Below are 18,550 nucleotides of genomic sequence, written 5' to 3'. Positions count from 1 at the left end.
CATCGGCTGCAAGGTCAAATCGAGGGACCTGCCATAGCCGCACACCACCGTCACGAATCGTTTCGCGATCCTTCAGAACGGTATGTCATGGCAACAATTGATTGCAAGCAACGGGCGAAAAACTCGGCCGGTTGATCACAGCGCTAATGAGAGAAGGTTAACCGGCGATCCGGCGAACTGATTTCGACATTCGCGCCGGGCCCGGATGTGGGGCACGGCGCGAATACCAATTCAAGTTAGCGGCCGTCGGGCGTGCGTACGCCGAACCAGCTGTCGCGAACCTGGTGATAGTGGACGCTCGGATCGTAGACGTTGGTGGCGAGCTTCAAGACGCTCGGCGACAGACGTCCGACCGAGTTCAGCACGCTGTACGACGCAACGACGCGGTCATGCTGCGCCGTCACGAGCGCGACGCGCGCGTTGACCAGCGCCTGCTGCGCGTTGAGGACGTCGAGCGTGGTGCGCTGCCCGACCCTCGCCTCTTCGCGGACGCCGTTCAGGGCGATTTCAGACGCCGTGACCTGCGACTGCGCCGACTGCACCTGCGCCTTGCCGGCGACGAGCTGGCCCCAGGCCTGCGCGACGGTGGCGCGGGTCTGGTCGCGAACCTGTTCGAGGTTCAGACGTTGCTGGGCCAGTGTTTCCTTCGACTGACGGATCAGCGAGTATTCCGCGCCGCCCTGATAGACGGGCACGGTCAACTGGGCGACGGCGGATGCGCCGAACGCCTTGTAGGTCGCCATCGTGCTTTCATAGGACTGCTGCACGCTGCCCTGAAGGGTCACCGTCGGGAACAGCGCGCCTTCGCTGACCTTCACCTGAAGGAAGCTGACGTCGATGCCGTACATCGCGGCGGTAACGTTCGGATTCTCGAGAAGGCTGAGATCGACCGCACCCGCCAGCGTGGGCGGCAGGAAACGATCGACGGGCGATCCGGCTGCAAGGTTTGAAGGCTCGTTGCCGATGATGCGGCGAAAGTTCGCGCGCGTCGTCGTCAGGTTGGATTCTGCGGTCAGCAACTGGGTGCGGCCCGCAGCGAGCTGTGCTTCGGACTGAGCGACGTCGGTGCGCGTCACTTCGCCGACATTGAAACGGTCGCGAGTCTGTTTGAGAGTCTGTTCGAGCACGCGGACGTTGCTCTTCTGCACTTCGACGATGGCCGAGTCGCGCAGGTAGTCCATGTAGACCGTCGCAGCCGAGAACAGCACGGTCTGTTCGAGCACGCGCAGGCCTTCACGCGCCGCCGACACCTGACTTTCGGCCGCACGGGTGCGGTTGCCGGTCTGGCCGCCGTTGTACAGCGTCTGGCTGATGGTCGCGCCGACCGAGCGCGGCGCATTGACGCCGCGAAGTCCGATTTCGCTGAGCCGGCCGCTGACCTGGGTGTTGGTCTGGGTTTCGGTGTACTGGGTACCGGCGCTGGCGGTTACGGCAACGCGCGGACGATATCCGGAAAGCGCCTGTGGGACGCTTTCGTCGGTGGCGCGCACCGAGGCGCGCTGCGCATTCAATTGCGGGTTGTTCTGATAGGCACGAACCAGTGCGGCCTCGATTGTGTCAGCCATAACCGGGACAGTCATGACCGGGCACAACAGGAGGGTCGCCAGAGCGACACCCGCACCGAGTTTCTTCCGATATCTAGCTTGCATTACGTCTATCCCCAAACCGGCTCTACACTCGCCATCAGGGCGCGCGAAAACCGGGTCTCTGAGTCGCCTGTGCCCGTTCCGCGTAAGTCTATGCATCGCCAAGCCGGGGTGAAACCCTTTCGGCCCGGCCGCCGCCGAAACAGTTCGGCTGGGACATTGTAGCCACACTTGCGGATTTTGAAGGAACGTAGTCCTAGAAAACGAACGCGGGGCGGCGCTCCAGGCCCGGCAAAACCGGTGCCGAGGCATCAAAAAGCACGCGGCTGCCGAAATCGGCCGGTGACCGGGCAACCAATGTGGCACGCGGCGGCTGGCTGGTAGCGAACACCCCGACGAGCCGCCCGCCCATCTTCAACTGCTCATACAGCCCGTGCGGCTCGAGTTCCGTCGCCCCGTCCATGACGATGACATCGTACGGCGCATGAGCCTTGTCGCCGTCGGCCGGTTCGCCCGTGCTGACCGTCACATTGGAGAGGCCGATATCCGCCAGCCTTCTCGCCGCTCCGGCCGCCAGTGCCGAATCAGGCTCAGTGGCAAACACCTGCCCCGCAAGATGAGCCACGACAGCCGCCGAATACCCGGTGGCGCAGCCGACCACGAGGACACGGTCGGTTTCGGTGATCGCTGCGGCCTGAAGCATTTTCGCGAGCACCGCCGGCTTGATCAGGCAGCGCTTCGGCTGACCGTCCGCCGCGACGTCGATGTCGAGATCCAGATAGGCAATGAGGCGCTTGCTCTCCGGCACGAAATTCTCGCGCGGCACGGCCAGCATCGCATCGATGATCCTCAGATCGGTCACATCGCTCGGCCGTACCTGACAGTCGACCATGTTCTGCCGAGAGGCCGTAAAATCAGTCATGGGATAACCTCAAGACAGGGACACCGAATGGATCGCAGGTCCATCGATCCCGCGCCAGCATGGCACATATTTGCTGCAAGGCCGCATACGATGCAAGCCTGCCCGGTGCAAGTCTGCTAAGGCCAATCCTGTCTATGGTATGAGACCGTCAATTGTAACGATACTTGATGCGATTTATGCGGGGCCATGACAAACAGAGTGACAAGACACCCTCTCCGCTCCGGGCTGTACCTGCCGCTGGCCGCTCTGCTGATTTTTGCGAGCATGGTCCCGGCACCTGCGCAGACCGCTGCCACGACGCCGACAACCGCGGATCAGCAGGCGCCCAAGCGCAAGAAGATGCTCGAGCGCGCAGCCGCCGTCCTCAAGGCGCTCGGCAATGCGTCCGCAAAGCCCGGCCAGAAGCTCCCGGCGCTGGCGGATTACTACGCCGCCAAGGCCGATCTCGCGTCGATCGACTCCACAGCTCCGGAAGCCCCGCGCGCGAAGAAGCTGCTGGCGGCGATGCAGAAGAACGAGCGCGATTATGTCCGCAAGCACGGCGCAACCAACGTCAGCGACCGGCTCGATTCGCTGTCCGGGAATGTCGATGGCCGCAAGCAGTTCGCAGTCACGACCGGCAAACAGATGTTGCGCCGGGGACTTGCGATGGACATCAGCACATCCGGCGATCACGAGACGGTGCTGAACTACAAGTATTTCAAGATGGACCGGCCGACGGTCCTTAACCTTGCAAGATCAGGGAATATCTTCAACAAGGCGCGCGATCTTGGATTTCGCTCGGTGATCTTCACCAACGGACGCCTGATCTGGACCTACGACGTGGCAGCCAACACATTCAAATGAAGCAGGATCGAACAACGCCAGCGGGCAAATCCGCACCCGGTTCCGAGCCGGGAGAGCTGTCTGCGAGCAGGCTGTCAACCATGCGGCGGCAGATGGACGAGTTCGACGATCTGCCGGCCGAAGTGCGCGCGGCCCTGATGTCCGCGAACGAGCCGAGCGACCAGATGATCGATGTGCTCTGCGCCATGAACCGGGGCGGATTTCCCGTCGCCGACATGATGAAGGTGATCGCGGCCAGCAACGCCAAAAGCGGCGGCTGAAGCTTCCGCAGCACCGAATTCACCATCGGACGCGGATTCGGTGGCCAAATGGCCGCAATGGACCTGTTCCCGCACGGGACGGATTGCATAAGCGCCTGTGCCCTTGTAACTAGTCCGGCCTGTGAGGCCACGTGGCGGAGTGGTTACGCAACGGTCTGCAAAACCGTGTACACCAGTTCAATTCTGGTCGTGGCCTCCAATACTCTCTTAATCGACCCGTCTGACCGCTGTCATTTTTCAGCGATTGGGCTTTGCAAGACTCGGGGCCTTTGTTATATGCGGCCCCATTGCTGCTTCAGCAGTATTCCTCGGTAGCTCAGCGGTAGAGCATTCGACTGTTAATCGAATGGTCGCTGGTTCGAATCCAGCCCGGGGAGCCAATCAAATCAATCACTTACCAGCCTACCCGCCTCGCGCAGCTTGCGCGGGATGACCCGCGTATATAGCTCAGCCCTGTGACGGGCCGCGGGGCGCTCCCGGAATGGAACAGGCAGGCTGAAGGTGAGCGCAGAAGCAAGGGCCGAACTCGACCGTCATTTTGACTGGATCGCATCACGGCTCCCCGAAAAAGGCGCCCGCTTTGTGCGCTGGGTACGCGAGCCGTCGTCGCGGTGGGTGCGCATCCCGCTCGCCCTGCTGCTGGTCATTGGCGGCATTTTCGGCTTCCTGCCGATTCTGGGCCTCTGGATGCTGCCGCTCGGCCTTTTGCTGATCGCTCAGGACATCCCGTTCCTTCAGCTGCCGCTCGCCAATGCGCTCGGCTGGGTTGAACGCAAATGGATGGGGCGGAAAGCCTGATGGCGCCGCGCGCGATGGAAAGCCGCAAATGAGCACACCCCTCGACATCATTGTTCCGGTCCTGATGGGCGCGGCGCTGCTGTGGTGGATCGGCCGCGGCATGGGCGGACGCGCGATGCTGATGGCGACCGCAGCCACGCTGGCGGTGATCGTGGGCGTGCTGCTGTTCCAGAACGCGGGATGGCGCTGAGCCGGCCTGCGCCCGATTATGACAAAAATGTCGCAACTGCCCGGCCATGTAATCCGTAAGGGTTTCCAGTCTTGCTCCCGAAACCTTCGTTGGTAACAATCCTCGAATGTTACCGCTGGGGGCCGAGTCGATGGGAATCTCTGGTAAGGCCGGACAATCCGGAAAAACTGCATCCGTCATCGGAACGTTTTTCCTCGGCGCTGCGGCCAGCCTCGCAACGGTGGCGAGCGCATCGGCAGCGGACCTTCCGGTCAAGGCCAAGGCCGTTCAGTACGTCAAGATCTGTTCATTGTATGGGGTCGGCTATTACTACATCCCCGGCACCGATACCTGCATCAAGCTCAGCGGCTACATGCGGGCCGACTGGAGCATCAACGGCGGCAACTACAACAAGCCCGGCTGGGATCAGACGAGCGCCGAAGGCACCAAGTCGCGCGACCGCGACTACTTCGTGACCCGCGTGCGCACCGAATTTCAGATCGATACCCGCACCCAGACCGAATACGGCGTGGTGCGCACCTACATGAATCCGCGCTTCCAGTTCGATTCAGGCGCTCTGCCGGAAACCGGCGTGCTGACGCTGGACTACGGCTTCATTCAGTTCGCCGGCTTCACCTTCGGCAAAGCCGTGTCGATTTTCCAGACACCGTGGGGCGCCACCGGCGGCAACACGCTGACGTCGTTCATGCTCGGCGGCTACGACAACGTTAATGGCATCACGCAGGTGGCCTACACCTGGCAGTTCGGTAACGGCGTGTCGGCCTCGGTCGCGGTCGAAGACAACCGCGTCATCAATCGCGCGCAACTGCTCAATGCCAGCCTGACGCAGCCGGCGACCAGCGCATTCAACGGCGCCTTCACCAATTCCTACGGCGGGAATGTCACGCCTGATTTCGTCGGCAACATCCGGGTCGAGCAGACCGCTTTCACCGCGCAGCTCTCGGGCGGCGTGCATAACATCCGCGCCAACTACTATGCCGGCCCAGGAGGGATCACCCCGGTCGAACCGAACGGACATCCAAGCGATGCATGGGGCTTTGCCGTGCTCGGCGGCCTGCAACTGAAGAACCTGCCGACTGGCCCCGGCGACAAGTTTTCGATCGATGCATCCTATGTGAATGGAGCCACCAAGTATCTGATCGGCGGCGTGACAGGAACCGCTTTCGATGCGTTTGGCGGCGGCACGCCCAACTTCGCGGGCAGCTATCAGACCATGGCGGTGCTGTCGTTGACGGACGGCGTCTACACCACGGGCAGCAAGATCGAGAAGACTTCGGGATGGGGAGTCCGGGCCGCTTTCGTGCACAACTGGTCGCCAACATGGGAGACCGGAATCGTCGGCACCTATTCCCGCATCGAGTACAATACGAACGGCGCGGCGGCATTCTGTGCCGCGTTCACGGCTCTGTCGCCGAAGCTGAACGGTTATTCCTGTAATCCGAACTTCAGCATCTGGCAGGTCGGCCAGCGCACGGCATGGACTCCGGTCAAAAACCTGACCTTCTCGGCCGAAGTGCTCTACTCCTATCTCGATCAGTCGCATACCGGCTCACAGGCCTTGACCAATCCCGGCCAGTTGACCGGCACCTTCAAGCCGACCGGTGTCTATGACTTCAAGGATCAGGGTGTCTGGTCCGGTCTGCTCGGCGTCCGCCGCACGTTCTGACCGGTGGCCGCATTCAGAAAACGCCGCCGCTTACGGCGGCGTTTTTTTATGACTGCAACGATTTCTTGCCGCGACGATTTTCCGGACGGCGGTAGTCGCGCTTCTTCGGCTTCGGCGCCAGTTCCGGCATGTCGGCCTGCACCGCACGATATTGTTTCAGCATCCGCTGGAAGGTCGCATTGAGTTCGGTCTCGATATCCGGCCGCCGCTCAAGCCTGCTGAGCACCATGCCCGCAGCCTCGATGGTCGAGAGGCCGTCGCGTCGCGGCTCCTTGCGCAGCTTGCCGTAGAGCGAGGGATTTGCCGGCCCCAGGATCACGCGCTGGCATTTCAGCATCCACGCGTTGCGCCACCACAGCGCCTTGGCCTGGCTCCACGTTCCATCGAGCAGCACCACGCCCTCAATGTCTTCCAGGATGGCGCGCTGATGATCCTCGATTTCGCCCTTGCGATTGATCGCAACCAGATCGCGATCGGTGGCGAGATCGGCAACCTTGGCCGACCCGAGATACAGGATGGCCCAGCGCTGCGGGTCCACGCTCCGCCCGAGCGCCTTGGAAAGGCTCGGCCACGACAGGCCGATCTTGAGAGTGGCGTTCTCGAAATGCTGAGCGGTCAGCCGCGCGGTGCCCAGCGCCCTGTCCTGCTCCTGCGGATGTTGCAGGATCAGAAGTTCGATCTTGTTGCGGATCGGCGTGACGCTGTCGCAGATGCACAGCGGCATCGGCTTGCCGCAGCGGGTGCACTCTTCGATCTCTTCGGGCGCATCGGCGGCCGGACCGGCTTTGGGAGCTTTTGACATGGGTCCGGCTATACGCTGCGCACCCTATCACGGCAACCTGTCAAACCCGAACCGAAGGGACAATTCCGTCAGGCCGCCTTGCGAGGCTGTGGCGATCCGCGGCGGCGCAGCCATCCGCCCAGCAAACGCCGCTTGCCGTCGCGCGGGATCAGGTCGATGTCGCTGACGAGCTTCGCACCGCCCTTGCGGCGTTCGAGCGTGATTTTCCGGCTGTGAAACTCTTCCAGTTCGGTGCGATGGGCGACGCTGATGATCGTGGCATCCTTCAGTTCGTCGTGAAGCAGCTTCATGAGGTTGTCCTGTCCGGTGTCATCCAGCGCGGATGTCGCCTCATCGAGAACGATGATGTCCGGCCGGTGCAGAAGGAGCCGCGCGAACGCCAGCCGCTGCTTTTCGCCGCCCGACAATGTCTGATCCCACGGAGCATCCTCTTCGATCTTCTCCTTCAGATGCGCGAGTCCGACCTTCTCCAGCGTCTCGGCCATCTGCTCGACCGTCCAGTCCTCGGCAGCTCCGGGATAGGCGATCGCGCGCCGCAGCGTCCCCGTCGGGACATACGGTTTCTGCGGCAGCATGAAAATTCGCCGATCCGGATGGAAGTCGACGCTGCCGCCGCCCCACGGCCACAGCCCGGCGATAGCGCGCACCAGCGTGCTCTTGCCGGAGCCGGATTCACCGGCAACAAGGACACGTTCGCCGGGTTCAATCACCACTTCGGACTCTCCGACAACGGCAGTCCCGTCATTCAGCGTCACCGACAGTTCGTTCAGGCGCACCATGGCGTCGTCCTTTGTCTCTCCGCGCTCGATGCGGTTGACCCCCTCGCCGGTCTCGGCGCGCTCAAGGCCGTCGAGCGACATCATCAGCGATGCAATGCGCCGCGCACCGGCATTCCATTCGGCAAGGCGCGGATAATTGTCCACCAGCCAGCCGAAAGCCGCCTGCACGATGGTGAAAGCCGAAGCCGCCTGCATCACCTGCCCCAGCGACATGCTCCCTTCGAGAAATTTCGGGGCGCAGAGCAGGATCGGTATAACCGGTGCGATCAGGCTCGATCCCTGCGACACAACGGTCGTACGCATGTGCTGACCGCACAGCTTCGCCCATTGCCGCAAAACATTTCCGAACGACTTGTCTATTCCTGAGCGTTCTTCCTCCTCGCCGCCGAGCAGCGCGATGCTTTCGCCATTCTCGCGCACGCGGGTCAGGGCATAACGGTATTCCGCCTCCGCCTGGTTCTTGCCCTCGGACACCGACACGAAGTTCCGGCCGATGATGACCATCGAGCCGCTGGCAATGGCCGCATACACAACGGCCGCAATGACAAGGAAGCCCGGAATGGTGACGGTGCTGCCGCCGATCGACAGTGTCAGCGCGCCGCCGATGGTCCACAGCACGACAATGAACGTTGTCGCCGAGAGAAACGCCTGCGTGACACCGGCCGCAAAATCGACTGGCGCATCGGTCGCGACCCGCAGATCCTCGGCGATCCGGTATTCGGGATTCTGGTGATCGCCGTCGACCAGATTGAGCTGATAGTAGCGGCCGTTGGTCAGCCATCGCGACACCACGGCATTTGTCAGCCACGCGCGCCAGCGCCGCTGGATGTTCATGCGGGCGAAGACCTGTACGACGCCAAGACCAACGCTGCCGATCGCGAGCGGAAAGAATATTCCGGTCAGATAGAAAACCTTCGCGGAGTCCTTCTTCTCGATGGCGTCGAAGATCGACCTGTTCCAGACGTTGATGCCGTACTGAAACGTGATTTGCAGGACGATCAAAGCGAGCAGCCCGATGCTCAAAACCCATGCCAAGCGGCCGCCGCCGCGGCCCCAGAAGCCCCGGGCGCTGATCCAGAAACGGGTCAGCAGGTAATCGCGTTTGAGCTGTTCGAGTTCCTCAGGAGAGAGCCCGGGTTCGGGCTCAACCATTTCGGGCGGGGGCGCTTCCACCGGTTCACCGGTCTCTGCGACAACTTCTTGAATCGGCGGTCTATTCATACCGGCACAACGCAAGCGGAACCGGGAAGTTCCACCGCAAGGTACAGCGCCGTAAAGGCTATTCGGCAGGCGAGGCTTGCGGTTGGGGCCGCGGCGTTTCCCGTCCGCGCAGCCTGTCGATCAGCAGATAGATCACCGGTGTGGTGTAGAGCGTCAGTATCTGGGACACGATCAGGCCGCCGATGATGGTGATGCCGAGCGGCCTGCGCAGCTCCGTCCCCGGCCCGGTCGCGATCACCAGCGGGACCGCGGCGAGCAGCGCCGCCATCGTGGTCATGATGATCGGCCTGAACCGCGCGATGCTCGCCTCGAAGATCGCCTCCTCCGACGACAGACCGCGCTGCCGTTCGCCTTCAAGGGCGAAGTCGACAATCATGATGCCGTTCTTCTTCACGATGCCGATCAGCAAAATGATTCCGATAAAGGCGATCACCGTGAGCGGCGTGTTGGTGATCTGCAACGCGAGCAGTGCGCCAAGTCCCGCCGGCGGCAGTGTCGAGATGATTGTCAGCGGATGGGCAAGGCTCTCGTACAGCACGCCCAGAACGATATAGACGGCGATCAGCGCACCGAGGATGAGGAGCGGCTGGCGGTTCGCGGTCTTCTGGCTGTCGGCGGCGTTGCCGGCAAACTCGCCGCGAATGCCCTCCGGCATATGCAGTTCCTCGACCGCGCGCAGGATGTTGTCGGTCGCGGTTTGCAGCGGGACGCCATCGGGGACGTTGAACGAGATCGTGTTCGATGGGAACGACGCCTGATGATAGACCGACAACGGCGACAGGCCGCGCTCCATCCGCACCACTGCCGACAGCGGCACCTGCGCATCGCCCGCCCCTGCGACATAGATTTTCTCGAGCGCGGTCGGATCGCCCTGCAATCGCGGATCGACCTCCAGAATGATCTTGTACTGGTTGCGCTGGGTATAGATGGTCGAGATCTGCCGCTGCGAGAATGCGTTGTTCAGGGCGTTGTCGATATCCTGAACCTGCACGCCGAGACTGGCGGCGGTCTTGCGGTCGATCGACAGGTTCAGCGCCAGACCGGCGGCGTCGCGGTCGCTGGAAATATCGGTGATGCCTTCGACGGTCTCCAATCTCTTGGCCACGATCGGAGCCCATTTCGACAGCAGATCGAGATCCGAACTGATCAGCGTGTACTGGTAGTTGGAGTCGCTCTGGCGTCCGCCCGCGCGCAGGTCCTGCGCCGCGAACATGAACAGGCGGATGCCCGGCACGGCACTGAGATTCCGCCGGAGACGGTCGATCACCTGCGTGGTGGTCAGACCGCCACGCTGGTCGAGATCCTTCAGGCTGATGAACATGCGGCCCGTGTTGGAGCCTCCGCCCGGCCCGCCACTGCCGCCGAGGCTCGAACCGACGCCTGCGACGGCGGGATCGGCCATCACGATATCCGCGATCCGCTGCTGAAGACCGAGCATGGCCTGGAACGAGACATCGGGCGATGCACGCGTCGCCCCGATCACGAGGCCGCTGTCGTCGGTCGGGAAATAGCCCTTCGGCGTCTTGATGTAGAGCGTCACCGTCACTGCGATGGTCGCGACGAACACCAGCAGGGTGAGGATTGGAAAGCGCAATACGACGTGCAGCGTCCGCTCGTAAAATCTTATAATGCGCGACAGGCTGCCTTCGACCAGCCGGTCGAACCAGGTCGCGTCCGGCGAAACCGGAGTCTTGATGTAGTGCGCGCAGATCATCGGCGTCACGGTGAGCGACACCACCATCGACACCAGAATGGCGAAGGTCAGCGTCAGCGAAAATTCGCGGAACAGCCGACCGATGATGCCTTCCATGAAGATCAGCGGCGTGAACGCCGCCACCAGCGAAATGCTGATCGACAGCACCGTGAAGCCGATCTGCTTCGCTCCCAACAGCGCCGCCTGATAGGGCTTCATGCCCTCCTCGAGATTGCGGTACATGTTCTCGATCATGACGATGGCATCGTCGACCACGAAGCCGACCGAGACCGCCAGCGCCATCAGCGACAGGTTGTTGATCGAAAAGCCCGCGACCCACATCAGGGCGCAGGTCCCCGCCAGCGCCAGCGGCACGGAAATGCCGGCCGCAATGGTCGGCGTCATCCGCCGCACGAACACGAACACCACGAGCATGACCAGAACGGCGGTCGCCCCCAGCGTCCATTCCATGTCGTCGACATTGGCGCGGATGGTTCCGGTCCGATCCGAAAGAATCGAAATATCCACGCCGCCCGGAATCCATTGCTTCAGTTCCGGCAGCAGCGCCTTGACCCGGTCCACGGTCTCGATGACGTTGGCGTCCTGCTGCTTGGTGATCAGGATCAGAACGGCGGGCTGCTTGTTGAACCATGCGATGGAGCGGCTGTTGCGTGTCGCATCGAGCACGGTGGCGACATCGGCAAGCTTCACAAAATTTCCGCTGGAAGACTTGATCACGATATCGCGGAACTGGGCCGCCGTGCGCATCTGCGGGTTCGCCGCAAGCGTCTCGCCAAGAACCGGGCCGTTGAAGGCGCCGACCGGGCCAATCGCGTTGGCGTTGATGATGGCATTGCGGACATCGTCACTGGCGATTCCCGCCGTCGCCAGCGCGCCGGGATTGAGCTGAACGCGGATAGCCGGCTGGTCCGCGCCGCTCACCGTCGCTTCTCCCACGCCCGGCACCTGCGAGATGCGCTGGGCAATCACCGTGTCCGCGACGTCATAGATCGCGCTCGGCAGCATCGTCTTCGACGTCAGCGCGATGATCAGCACCGGCGCCGCGGCGGGATTGGCCTTGCGGAAATTCGGCAGTGTCGGCAGGTCGGTCGGCAGATCGGCGAGCGATGCATTGATCGCCGCCTGCACATCGCGCGCGGCGCGGTCGATGTTGCGGCCGATGGCGAACTGAAGCGAGATGCTGGTGGTGCCGAGCGAACTGGTCGATGTGATCTGGTCGATGCCGGCGATTTCACCGAGCCGCCGCTCCAGAGGCGCGGCGACGGTGGACGACATGATCGTCGGATCGGCGCCGGGACGCGATGCCGAGACCCGGATCGAGGGAAAATCGACCGACGGAATGCTCGCGACCGGCAAGAAGTGGTAGGCGACCGCTCCGACCAGAAACAGACCGATCGCCATCAGCGTGGTGCCGACAGGTCTGCGGATGAATGGTTCGGAGAGTGACGCCATTATTGGACGCCCTCCGTGGCTCCCGCGATCGGCGGCGACGGCTTGCCGGAATCATCCGGCGGCACCGCGGCTTCGATCCGGCGGTTGATCCGGTCGAGTGCGAGGTAGATGACCGGCGTCGTATAAAGCGTCAGGATTTGCGAGACGATCAAACCGCCGATGATCGATACGCCCAGCGGGAATCGCAGTTCCGATCCGGTGCCGCTTTCAAGCGCCAGCGGCAGCGCGCCGAACAGCGCGGCCAGCGTGGTCATCATGATCGGGCGAAAACGCAGCAGACACGCCTTCACGATGGCGTCGTAGGCGGACAGGCCCTGATGCCGCTCTGCTTCCAGCGCGAAGTCGATCATCATGATCGCGTTCTTCTTCACGATGCCCATCAGAAGGATGATGCCGATGAGGCCGATCACCGACAGGTCCTGCCCGCAGAGGATCAGCGCCAGGATCGCGCCGACGCCCGCCGACGGCAGCGTCGAGAGAATGGTGATCGGGTGGATGTAGCTCTCGTACAGCACGCCCAGCACGATGTAGATCGTCACCAGTGCCGCGAGGATCAGCCACGGCTGGCCGGACAACGATTTGGAAAACTCTGCGGCGTCACCCGAATACACGCCGACGATGTTGCCGGGCATACCGATGCGTTTTTCGATCTCGGCCACCCGCTCCACCGCGTTGCCGAGGGCTTCGCCCGGCGCGAGATTGAACGACAGCGAGACCGCAGGGAATTGCGACTGATGGGCGATCGACAATGGCGCCGTGGTCCGGATCACGGTGGCCACAGCATCGATCGGCACCTGCGCGGTCGGCGCGCCTGACGCACCGGCAGCGCCCGGAACATACAGCTTCGACAGCACCGAGGGATCGCGCTGATACTCAGGCAGCGCTTCGAGAACGACACGGTACTGATTGGCCTGACCGAAGATCGTTGAAATCTGGCGCTGTGCAAAAGCGTCGTTCAGCGTGTCGTTGACCGCCTGCACCGAGACGCCAAGCTGGCCGGCGCGCTGGCGATCGACATTGACCAGCGCCCGAAGACCGCCCTCCTGCCCGTCCGACGAGACGTCGCGGAACAGCGGATCGCGCCGCATTTCCTGGACAAGCTTGTTCGACCATTCGACCACGGAAGGCGCGTCAGTGGCGGTCAGTGTGTACTGATACTGCGACCGGCTTGATCGTGTGCTGATCTGAACGTCCTGCACCGCCTGGAAGTAGACCGTCATGCCGGGAACGGCGGCGACGCGCTGCTTCAGGCGGTCGACGACCTCAGCGATATCCGTCTTGCGTTCGCCGCGCGGCTTCAGCGTCATCACGAGGCGTCCGACATTCGTGGTCGGGTTCACCGAGCCAGCGCCGATCACCGAGACGACACCGACAATATCGGGATCGGCCTTGATGGCATCGGCGACCTGGGTCTGCCGCAACTTCATGTCGGTGAAGGACACCTCGGTGCCGGCCTCGGTGACCGCGGTGATCGATGCCGTATCCTGCAACGGCAGGAATCCCTTCGGCGCGACCACATAGAGCGCCAGTGTCGCAATGATCGTCAGAAGGGTGACGACCAGTGTCGCGCGCTGATGCTGCAGCACCCAGAGCAGCGTACGCTCGTAAAAGGCGACCATCCGATCGATCCAGCCGCTGATCGTCTTCAGGCCCGGAACCTGGAACTCCTGGTCATGCCGCTTCAGCAGCCGCGAGCACATCATGGGCGTCAGGGTCAGCGACACCACGGCGGATGTCACAACCGCAATCGTCAGCGTCAGCGCGAACTCCCGGAACATCCGTCCGACGAGGCCGGACATGAACAGCAGCGGGATGAACACGGCGATCAGCGAGACCGTCAGCGATATCACCGTGAAACCGATTTCGCTGGCGCCGCGCAGCGCGGCGTCCATCACACCCTCGCCGTCCTCCATGTGCCGGACGATGTTCTCGATCATCACGATGGCGTCGTCGACCACAAAGCCGGTGCCGATGGTCAGCGCCATCAGCGACAGGTTGTCGAGGCTGAAGCCGGCGAAATACATCACGCCGAAGCTGGTAATGAGCGACAGCGGCAGCGCGACGCCCGCGATCAGTGTGGCGCGCAGCGAGCGCAAAAAGATCAGAACGACGAGTGTCACCAGCACGACGCTGAGCACCAGCGTGAACTGGACGTCGCGGACGGACGCCTTGATGGTGACGGTGCGGTCGCTGACCACGGTGAGGTCCACGCCTGCTGGAACAGCCTTTTGAAGTTTGGGAATCTCTTCGCGGATCTGCCGCACCACCTCGATCACGTTGGCGCCCGGTTGGCGCTGGATCTCGATGACGACCGCGGGCTTGCCCTGATACCAGGCGCCGGTCTTCTCGTTCTCGAGTCCATCGACAATGCGGGCGACGTCGCCGATGGTGACGGGCGAACCGTTGCGGTAGGCAATGATGATCGGCCGGTAGGCGTCGGCGGTGGCGATCTGGTCGTTGGCCGCGATGGTGTAGGCCTGCTGCGCGCCGTCAAGCGATCCCTTCGGGCCGGATACGTTCGCGCCGGCAATCGCGGTCCGCAGGTCCTCCATGGAGATGCCGTAAGCGGCGAGCCGGGCAAGATCGGCCTGCACGCGAACCGCAGGCTTCAGTCCGCCGAGAATGGAGACGCGGCCGACGCCGGAAATCTGTGCGAGGCGCTGCGCCATCATGGTGTCGGCGAGATCGCTCATCGCGCGCAGCGGCGACGTCTCCGACGTCATCGCCAGCGTCAGCACCGGCGCATCCGCCGGGTTAACCTTCGCATAGGTCGGCGGATATGGCAGATTTTTCGGCAACACACCTGCCGCGGCATTGATCGCGGCCTGCACGTCCTGCGTCGCGCCGTCGATGTCGCGGTTGAGATCGAACTGAAGCGATATCTGGCTGACGCCGAATGAACTGGTCGAAGTCATCGAGACCAGCGACGGGATCTGCCCGAGCTGACGCTCCAGCGGCGCGGTGATCAGCGATGCAGCGACATCGGGACTGGCGCCGGGCAACTGGGTCGTGACCTGCACGGTCGGGAAATCGACCTGCGGCAGCGCCGACACCGGCAGCGCCCAGTATCCGAGCGCGCCGCCGATCAGCAGCGCCACGCCGAGCAGCGAGGTCGCAATCGGCCGATGGATGAATGGCTCAGAGACGCTCATCGACGCGCGCTCACGGGTTGGACTCTAGAACATCATCAAGTCGCGGATTTCCCATCGTCATTGCGAGCGAAGCGAAGCAATCCATCTTTTGGATATGAGAAGCTGGATTGCTTCGTCGCTTTGCTCCTCGCAATGACGGTGAGAAATCCTGTTTCGATCGAAGGCTCACTGCGGCGCTTTCGTGCCGCCGCCCTGTTGTCCGCTTTGCGGTGCAGCTCCCTGCTCCCTCGCGCCGCGCCGTTCGCCCTTCTCACCGCGCTGGCCGCCGCCCGGCCCGCCCGATCCCTTTTGCCTGCGCGGCGCAAGGTCCGGCGTCGGAGCCTGATAGTCCTTGCTGATGCTGACCTTCGCGCCTTCGGACAGATTGGCAAAGCCGGTCGTCACAACCTGATCCTCGACCGTGACACCGGTCGCGATGACGGCGATGGTTTCGTTCTGCAATGTCACAGTGACGGGGCGCGCGGCAACGGTATTGTCCTGACCGATGACGTAGACGAACGTGCCCGCGGGTCCGCGCTGCACCGCAGCCGTCGGGACCACGATGGCCTTGTCGAGGGTATTCACCTTCAGGCGCACGTTGACGAACTGTCCGGGCCAGAGCTGGAAATTCTGGTTGGGAAATTCCGCCTTGATCTTCACGGTGCCAGTGGTCTGATCGACCTGATTGTCGATGCCAGCCACCTTGCCGGTGTCGACAACGGTCTTGCCGTCATTGCCGAACACATCCACCGACAACGGCCCCTTCGCTGAAGCGGCGTTGACGCGGACGATCTGCTGTTGCGGCAGGCTGAACTGAATGGCGATTGGCTGAAGCTGCGTGATCACCACAACGCCCGTCGCGTCCGAGGTCTGGACGATGTTGCCCTGATCGACCTGACGAAGTCCGGCGCGTCCGGACAACGGCGCGATGATCTTTGTGTAGCCGAGCGTGGCCTGCGCATTGTCGATCGCCGCCTGATCCGACTTCACCAGCGCTTCGAGTTGCGCAACCAGCGCCTTCTGGGTGTCCGCCTGCTGTGCGGAGCCTGCCTTGGATGCTGCCAACTGCTGATAGCGAACCAGATCCATGCGCGCGTTGGCGAGGGTGGCTTCGTCCTGCGCCTTCTTGGCGACGGCCTGATCGTACTGCGCCTGGTAAATCACCGGATCGATCTCTGCCAGGACGTCTCCTTTCTTGACGTCCTGACCTTCCTTGAAATTCACCGACAGCAGTTTGCCGTTCACCTGCGCGCGCACGGTCACGTTGTTCAGCGCGCGGACGGTGCCGACACCGTCGAGATAGACCGGAACGTCTTCGACGCGGGGCATCGTGGCCAGCACGGGGATCGCGAAATCGGGTCTTGTGCGGGTCGCGGTCTCGGTCTTCTTGAAATAGGTCCAGCCGAGATAGCCAAGACCGCCGATGATGAGCAGCCACACGGCAATCGAGACGGTTCGCCTCCGTGCACCCGAGGCCACGCGCGCGACTCCCTCGCCAGCCGCTTTGGCCTTGTCATTCAGATCGGGCTTAAAGAGCATTCGCCGGCCCTTCCGTCCTTGGCGACCAACCACCGCCCAATGCCTGATAGAGAGTTACGACCGCCAGCAGCCGGGCGAGTTGGAACTGCGCCAGCGAATCTTCAGCCTGAAATAGCGTCAATTGCGTGTTTAGCACAGTCACGATGTCGGCTGTGCCGGCGCGAAGCTGCCGCTCGGACAGCTCGAACGCCCTTCGGGAGGATGCCACGACGATGCGCTGAAGCCGCAGCCGCTCGTTGGCCTGCTTGAGGGTCGAGAGTGCCGTGTCCACGTCGGCAAAGGCCGAGACCACGGTCTTGCGATAGGTTTGCAACAACTCGTCCTGACGTGCCTGCTGCAGGTCGAAATTGGCCTGAATTCGCCCCGCGTCGAAGATCGGCTGCGTCAGTCCGGCGGCCACATTGAAGAAGGCCGACTGCGGGGTGAACAGCATCGCCAGTTGCGCGCTCTGGTAGCCGCCCTGTCCCGTCAACTGAATGCTGGGGAAGAACTGCGCGCGCGCGCTGCCGACATTGGCGGTCGCTGACGCCAACTGGTTTTCCTGACGCCGGATGTCGGGCCGCTGCGTCAACAGATCGGATGGAATCCCCGGCGTGACGCGAGGAATCGCAAGGCTTCCCAGCGACCCGCCGGTCAGCCGCACCCGCTCCGGCGGGCGCGCGACCAGCGTCGCGAGAATGTTGGAATTCTGATCCAGCGCCTGCCGCAGCGGCGGCACCGACGCCTTCTGGTTGGCCAGCAGGCTCTCCTGCTGCGCGAGATCGAGATCGGAGCCCGTGCCTGCATCGACCCGCGCCTTGATCGCGTCGTAGATGCGCTGCGCGCTGGCGATATTGCGCGTTGCGATGTTGATGCGCTCCTGCGCGGCCACCACGTTGAAATAGGCATTGGCGACGCTCACCAGCGCCGTGAGCGCAACCACGTCGCGATCGAAGCGGTTGGCGTTGGCAGTCTCTTCGGCGGCCAGCAGGGCGTCGCGGTTCTTGCCCCAGAAATCGATCTCGTAGCTGGCGCTGAGCGATGCGGTGTGGTTCGTGACTTCGCCCCGTCCCGTGAGCGGGGTTGCGCTTGTGACCGTGCCTGTCGTTCTCGACGAGCGCGACCGCGAACCGGAGAAAGTGCCGGTCAGACTCGGCAGCAACGCAGCGCCCGCGGTCTGGGCCAGCGCATCCGCCTGCCGGATGCGGGCAACCGCGGCGGCAATGTCGAGGTTGACGGTCTGGGCCTCCTCCATGAGGACGGTCAGTTCACGCGAACGGAAACCGCGCCACCAGTCCAGCGTCGGCGGCTTGCTCTCGGTGTCACCCGACGCTGCCTTGTAGGCCGCTGGTACGTCCAGCGCCGGGTCCGGCAGGTCGGCCGTGAGGATGCAGCCGCCAGACATGGCCGCCAAAGCCAGCGCCGCGCCCAGCGCGAGCGAAGGCCGCGGAAACGCTCCACGTCGCAACTTGAAAGGCAGCTCAAACACCGGCGTAAGCACTCTCCAACGGGCCAGAATCCCATTCTACAGGGCAGTTCTGGCGGCGGACAGGGATGTTCCATTGCGCTCCCCAAGACAAGGGCGACCTGTGCCTCCCGGGTATCAGGTCCCGAATCCGAGTTATCCCCATAAACAAAGGGTTTCCTGCATTCATCGGCCTAAAC

13 protein-coding genes and 2 tRNA genes are annotated in these 18,550 nt (G+C 63.0%); 7 read left to right on the top strand and 8 right to left on the bottom strand.

Annotated elements, in window-relative coordinates:
• Window positions 1-236: 236 nt before the first annotated feature.
• Both AC1Q67_RS20485 and AC1Q67_RS20480 read right to left on the bottom strand, forming a co-directional pair.
• Window positions 237-1,649, bottom strand: a complete 1,413-nt coding sequence (locus AC1Q67_RS20485; RefSeq protein WP_492236554.1) for a TolC family outer membrane protein — start codon at window positions 1,647-1,649, stop codon at window positions 237-239.
• Between the two features lie 193 nt (window positions 1,650-1,842).
• Window positions 1,843-2,508, bottom strand: a complete 666-nt coding sequence (locus AC1Q67_RS20480) for a protein-L-isoaspartate O-methyltransferase family protein (RefSeq protein WP_492236555.1) — start codon at window positions 2,506-2,508, stop codon at window positions 1,843-1,845.
• Between the two features lie 198 nt (window positions 2,509-2,706).
• Between AC1Q67_RS20480 and AC1Q67_RS20475 the strand changes: the two genes are divergently transcribed.
• The 7 genes from AC1Q67_RS20475 to AC1Q67_RS20445 all read left to right on the top strand — a co-directional run bounded on the left by AC1Q67_RS20475 (window position 2,707) and on the right by AC1Q67_RS20445 (window position 6,268).
• The gene (locus tag AC1Q67_RS20475; RefSeq protein WP_492236556.1) at window positions 2,707-3,354 is read left to right on the top strand and encodes a hypothetical protein; all 648 of its coding nucleotides are present in this window, start codon (window positions 2,707-2,709) and stop codon (window positions 3,352-3,354) included.
• A gap of 80 nt (window positions 3,355-3,434) precedes the next feature.
• Entirely contained in the window at window positions 3,435-3,614 is a 180-nt protein-coding gene (locus AC1Q67_RS20470; RefSeq protein ID WP_492236557.1) for a hypothetical protein, read from the top strand.
• A gap of 125 nt (window positions 3,615-3,739) precedes the next feature.
• Window positions 3,740-3,813, top strand: a tRNA-Cys gene (locus AC1Q67_RS20465).
• Window positions 3,814-3,919: 106 nt separating this feature from the next.
• Window positions 3,920-3,994, top strand: a tRNA-Asn gene (locus tag AC1Q67_RS20460).
• Window positions 3,995-4,115: 121 nt separating this feature from the next.
• Complete coding sequence (locus tag AC1Q67_RS20455) at window positions 4,116-4,412, top strand: hypothetical protein (RefSeq protein ID WP_492236558.1); 297 nt, start codon at window positions 4,116-4,118, stop codon at window positions 4,410-4,412.
• A gap of 28 nt (window positions 4,413-4,440) precedes the next feature.
• On the top strand, window positions 4,441-4,602 hold the full coding sequence (locus AC1Q67_RS20450) for a hypothetical protein (protein ID WP_492236559.1): 162 nt from the start codon (window positions 4,441-4,443) through the stop codon (window positions 4,600-4,602).
• A gap of 130 nt (window positions 4,603-4,732) precedes the next feature.
• Window positions 4,733-6,268 carry a porin gene (locus AC1Q67_RS20445; protein ID WP_492236560.1) on the top strand — a complete coding sequence of 512 codons (1,536 nt, stop codon included), beginning with the start codon at window positions 4,733-4,735 and terminating at the stop codon, window positions 6,266-6,268.
• 46 nt (window positions 6,269-6,314) lie between these two features.
• On the opposite strand, the gene AC1Q67_RS20440 is transcribed toward AC1Q67_RS20445, so the two are convergent.
• The 6 genes from AC1Q67_RS20440 to AC1Q67_RS20415 all read right to left on the bottom strand — a co-directional run bounded on the left by AC1Q67_RS20440 (window position 6,315) and on the right by AC1Q67_RS20415 (window position 18,290).
• Window positions 6,315-7,070, bottom strand: a complete 756-nt coding sequence (locus tag AC1Q67_RS20440) for a tRNA-uridine aminocarboxypropyltransferase (RefSeq protein ID WP_492236561.1) — start codon at window positions 7,068-7,070, stop codon at window positions 6,315-6,317.
• A gap of 68 nt (window positions 7,071-7,138) precedes the next feature.
• Window positions 7,139-9,070, bottom strand: coding sequence for an ABC transporter ATP-binding protein/permease (locus AC1Q67_RS20435; RefSeq protein ID WP_492236562.1), 1,932 nt, complete (start codon window positions 9,068-9,070; stop codon window positions 7,139-7,141).
• Between the two features lie 58 nt (window positions 9,071-9,128).
• Window positions 9,129-12,236 carry an efflux RND transporter permease subunit gene (locus tag AC1Q67_RS20430; RefSeq protein ID WP_492236563.1) on the bottom strand — a complete coding sequence of 1,036 codons (3,108 nt, stop codon included), beginning with the start codon at window positions 12,234-12,236 and terminating at the stop codon, window positions 9,129-9,131.
• The gene (locus AC1Q67_RS20425; RefSeq protein WP_492236564.1) at window positions 12,236-15,388 is read right to left on the bottom strand and encodes an efflux RND transporter permease subunit; all 3,153 of its coding nucleotides are present in this window, start codon (window positions 15,386-15,388) and stop codon (window positions 12,236-12,238) included. The genes AC1Q67_RS20430 and AC1Q67_RS20425 overlap by 1 nt, the downstream gene beginning before the upstream one ends.
• 165 nt (window positions 15,389-15,553) lie before the next feature.
• Window positions 15,554-16,906, bottom strand: a complete 1,353-nt coding sequence (locus AC1Q67_RS20420) for an efflux RND transporter periplasmic adaptor subunit (RefSeq protein WP_492236565.1) — start codon at window positions 16,904-16,906, stop codon at window positions 15,554-15,556.
• On the bottom strand, window positions 16,896-18,290 hold the full coding sequence (locus AC1Q67_RS20415) for an efflux transporter outer membrane subunit (protein ID WP_492237150.1): 1,395 nt from the start codon (window positions 18,288-18,290) through the stop codon (window positions 16,896-16,898). The genes AC1Q67_RS20420 and AC1Q67_RS20415 overlap by 11 nt, the downstream gene beginning before the upstream one ends.
• Window positions 18,291-18,550: the final 260 nt, after the last annotated feature.

Source organism: Afipia sp. GW823-FHT06G09 (assembly GCF_058794875.1).
This window is presented reverse-complemented; position numbering and strand designations above follow the sequence as displayed.

Coding starts and splice junctions, on each gene's coding strand:
- AC1Q67_RS20485 (WP_492236554.1), bottom strand. CDS start 1,649: ATGCAAGCTAGATATCGGAAGAAACTCGGTGCGGGTGTCGCTCTGGCG.
- AC1Q67_RS20445 (WP_492236560.1), top strand. CDS start 4,733: ATGGGAATCTCTGGTAAGGCCGGACAATCCGGAAAAACTGCATCCGTC.
- AC1Q67_RS20480 (WP_492236555.1), bottom strand. CDS start 2,508: ATGACTGATTTTACGGCCTCTCGGCAGAACATGGTCGACTGTCAGGTA.
- AC1Q67_RS20470 (WP_492236557.1), top strand. CDS start 3,435: ATGCGGCGGCAGATGGACGAGTTCGACGATCTGCCGGCCGAAGTGCGC.
- AC1Q67_RS20420 (WP_492236565.1), bottom strand. CDS start 16,906: ATGCTCTTTAAGCCCGATCTGAATGACAAGGCCAAAGCGGCTGGCGAG.
- AC1Q67_RS20415 (WP_492237150.1), bottom strand. CDS start 18,290: ATGTCTGGCGGCTGCATCCTCACGGCCGACCTGCCGGACCCGGCGCTG.
- AC1Q67_RS20450 (WP_492236559.1), top strand. CDS start 4,441: ATGAGCACACCCCTCGACATCATTGTTCCGGTCCTGATGGGCGCGGCG.
- AC1Q67_RS20435 (WP_492236562.1), bottom strand. CDS start 9,070: ATGAATAGACCGCCGATTCAAGAAGTTGTCGCAGAGACCGGTGAACCG.
- AC1Q67_RS20440 (WP_492236561.1), bottom strand. CDS start 7,070: ATGTCAAAAGCTCCCAAAGCCGGTCCGGCCGCCGATGCGCCCGAAGAG.
- AC1Q67_RS20425 (WP_492236564.1), bottom strand. CDS start 15,388: ATGAGCGTCTCTGAGCCATTCATCCATCGGCCGATTGCGACCTCGCTG.
- AC1Q67_RS20430 (WP_492236563.1), bottom strand. CDS start 12,236: ATGGCGTCACTCTCCGAACCATTCATCCGCAGACCTGTCGGCACCACG.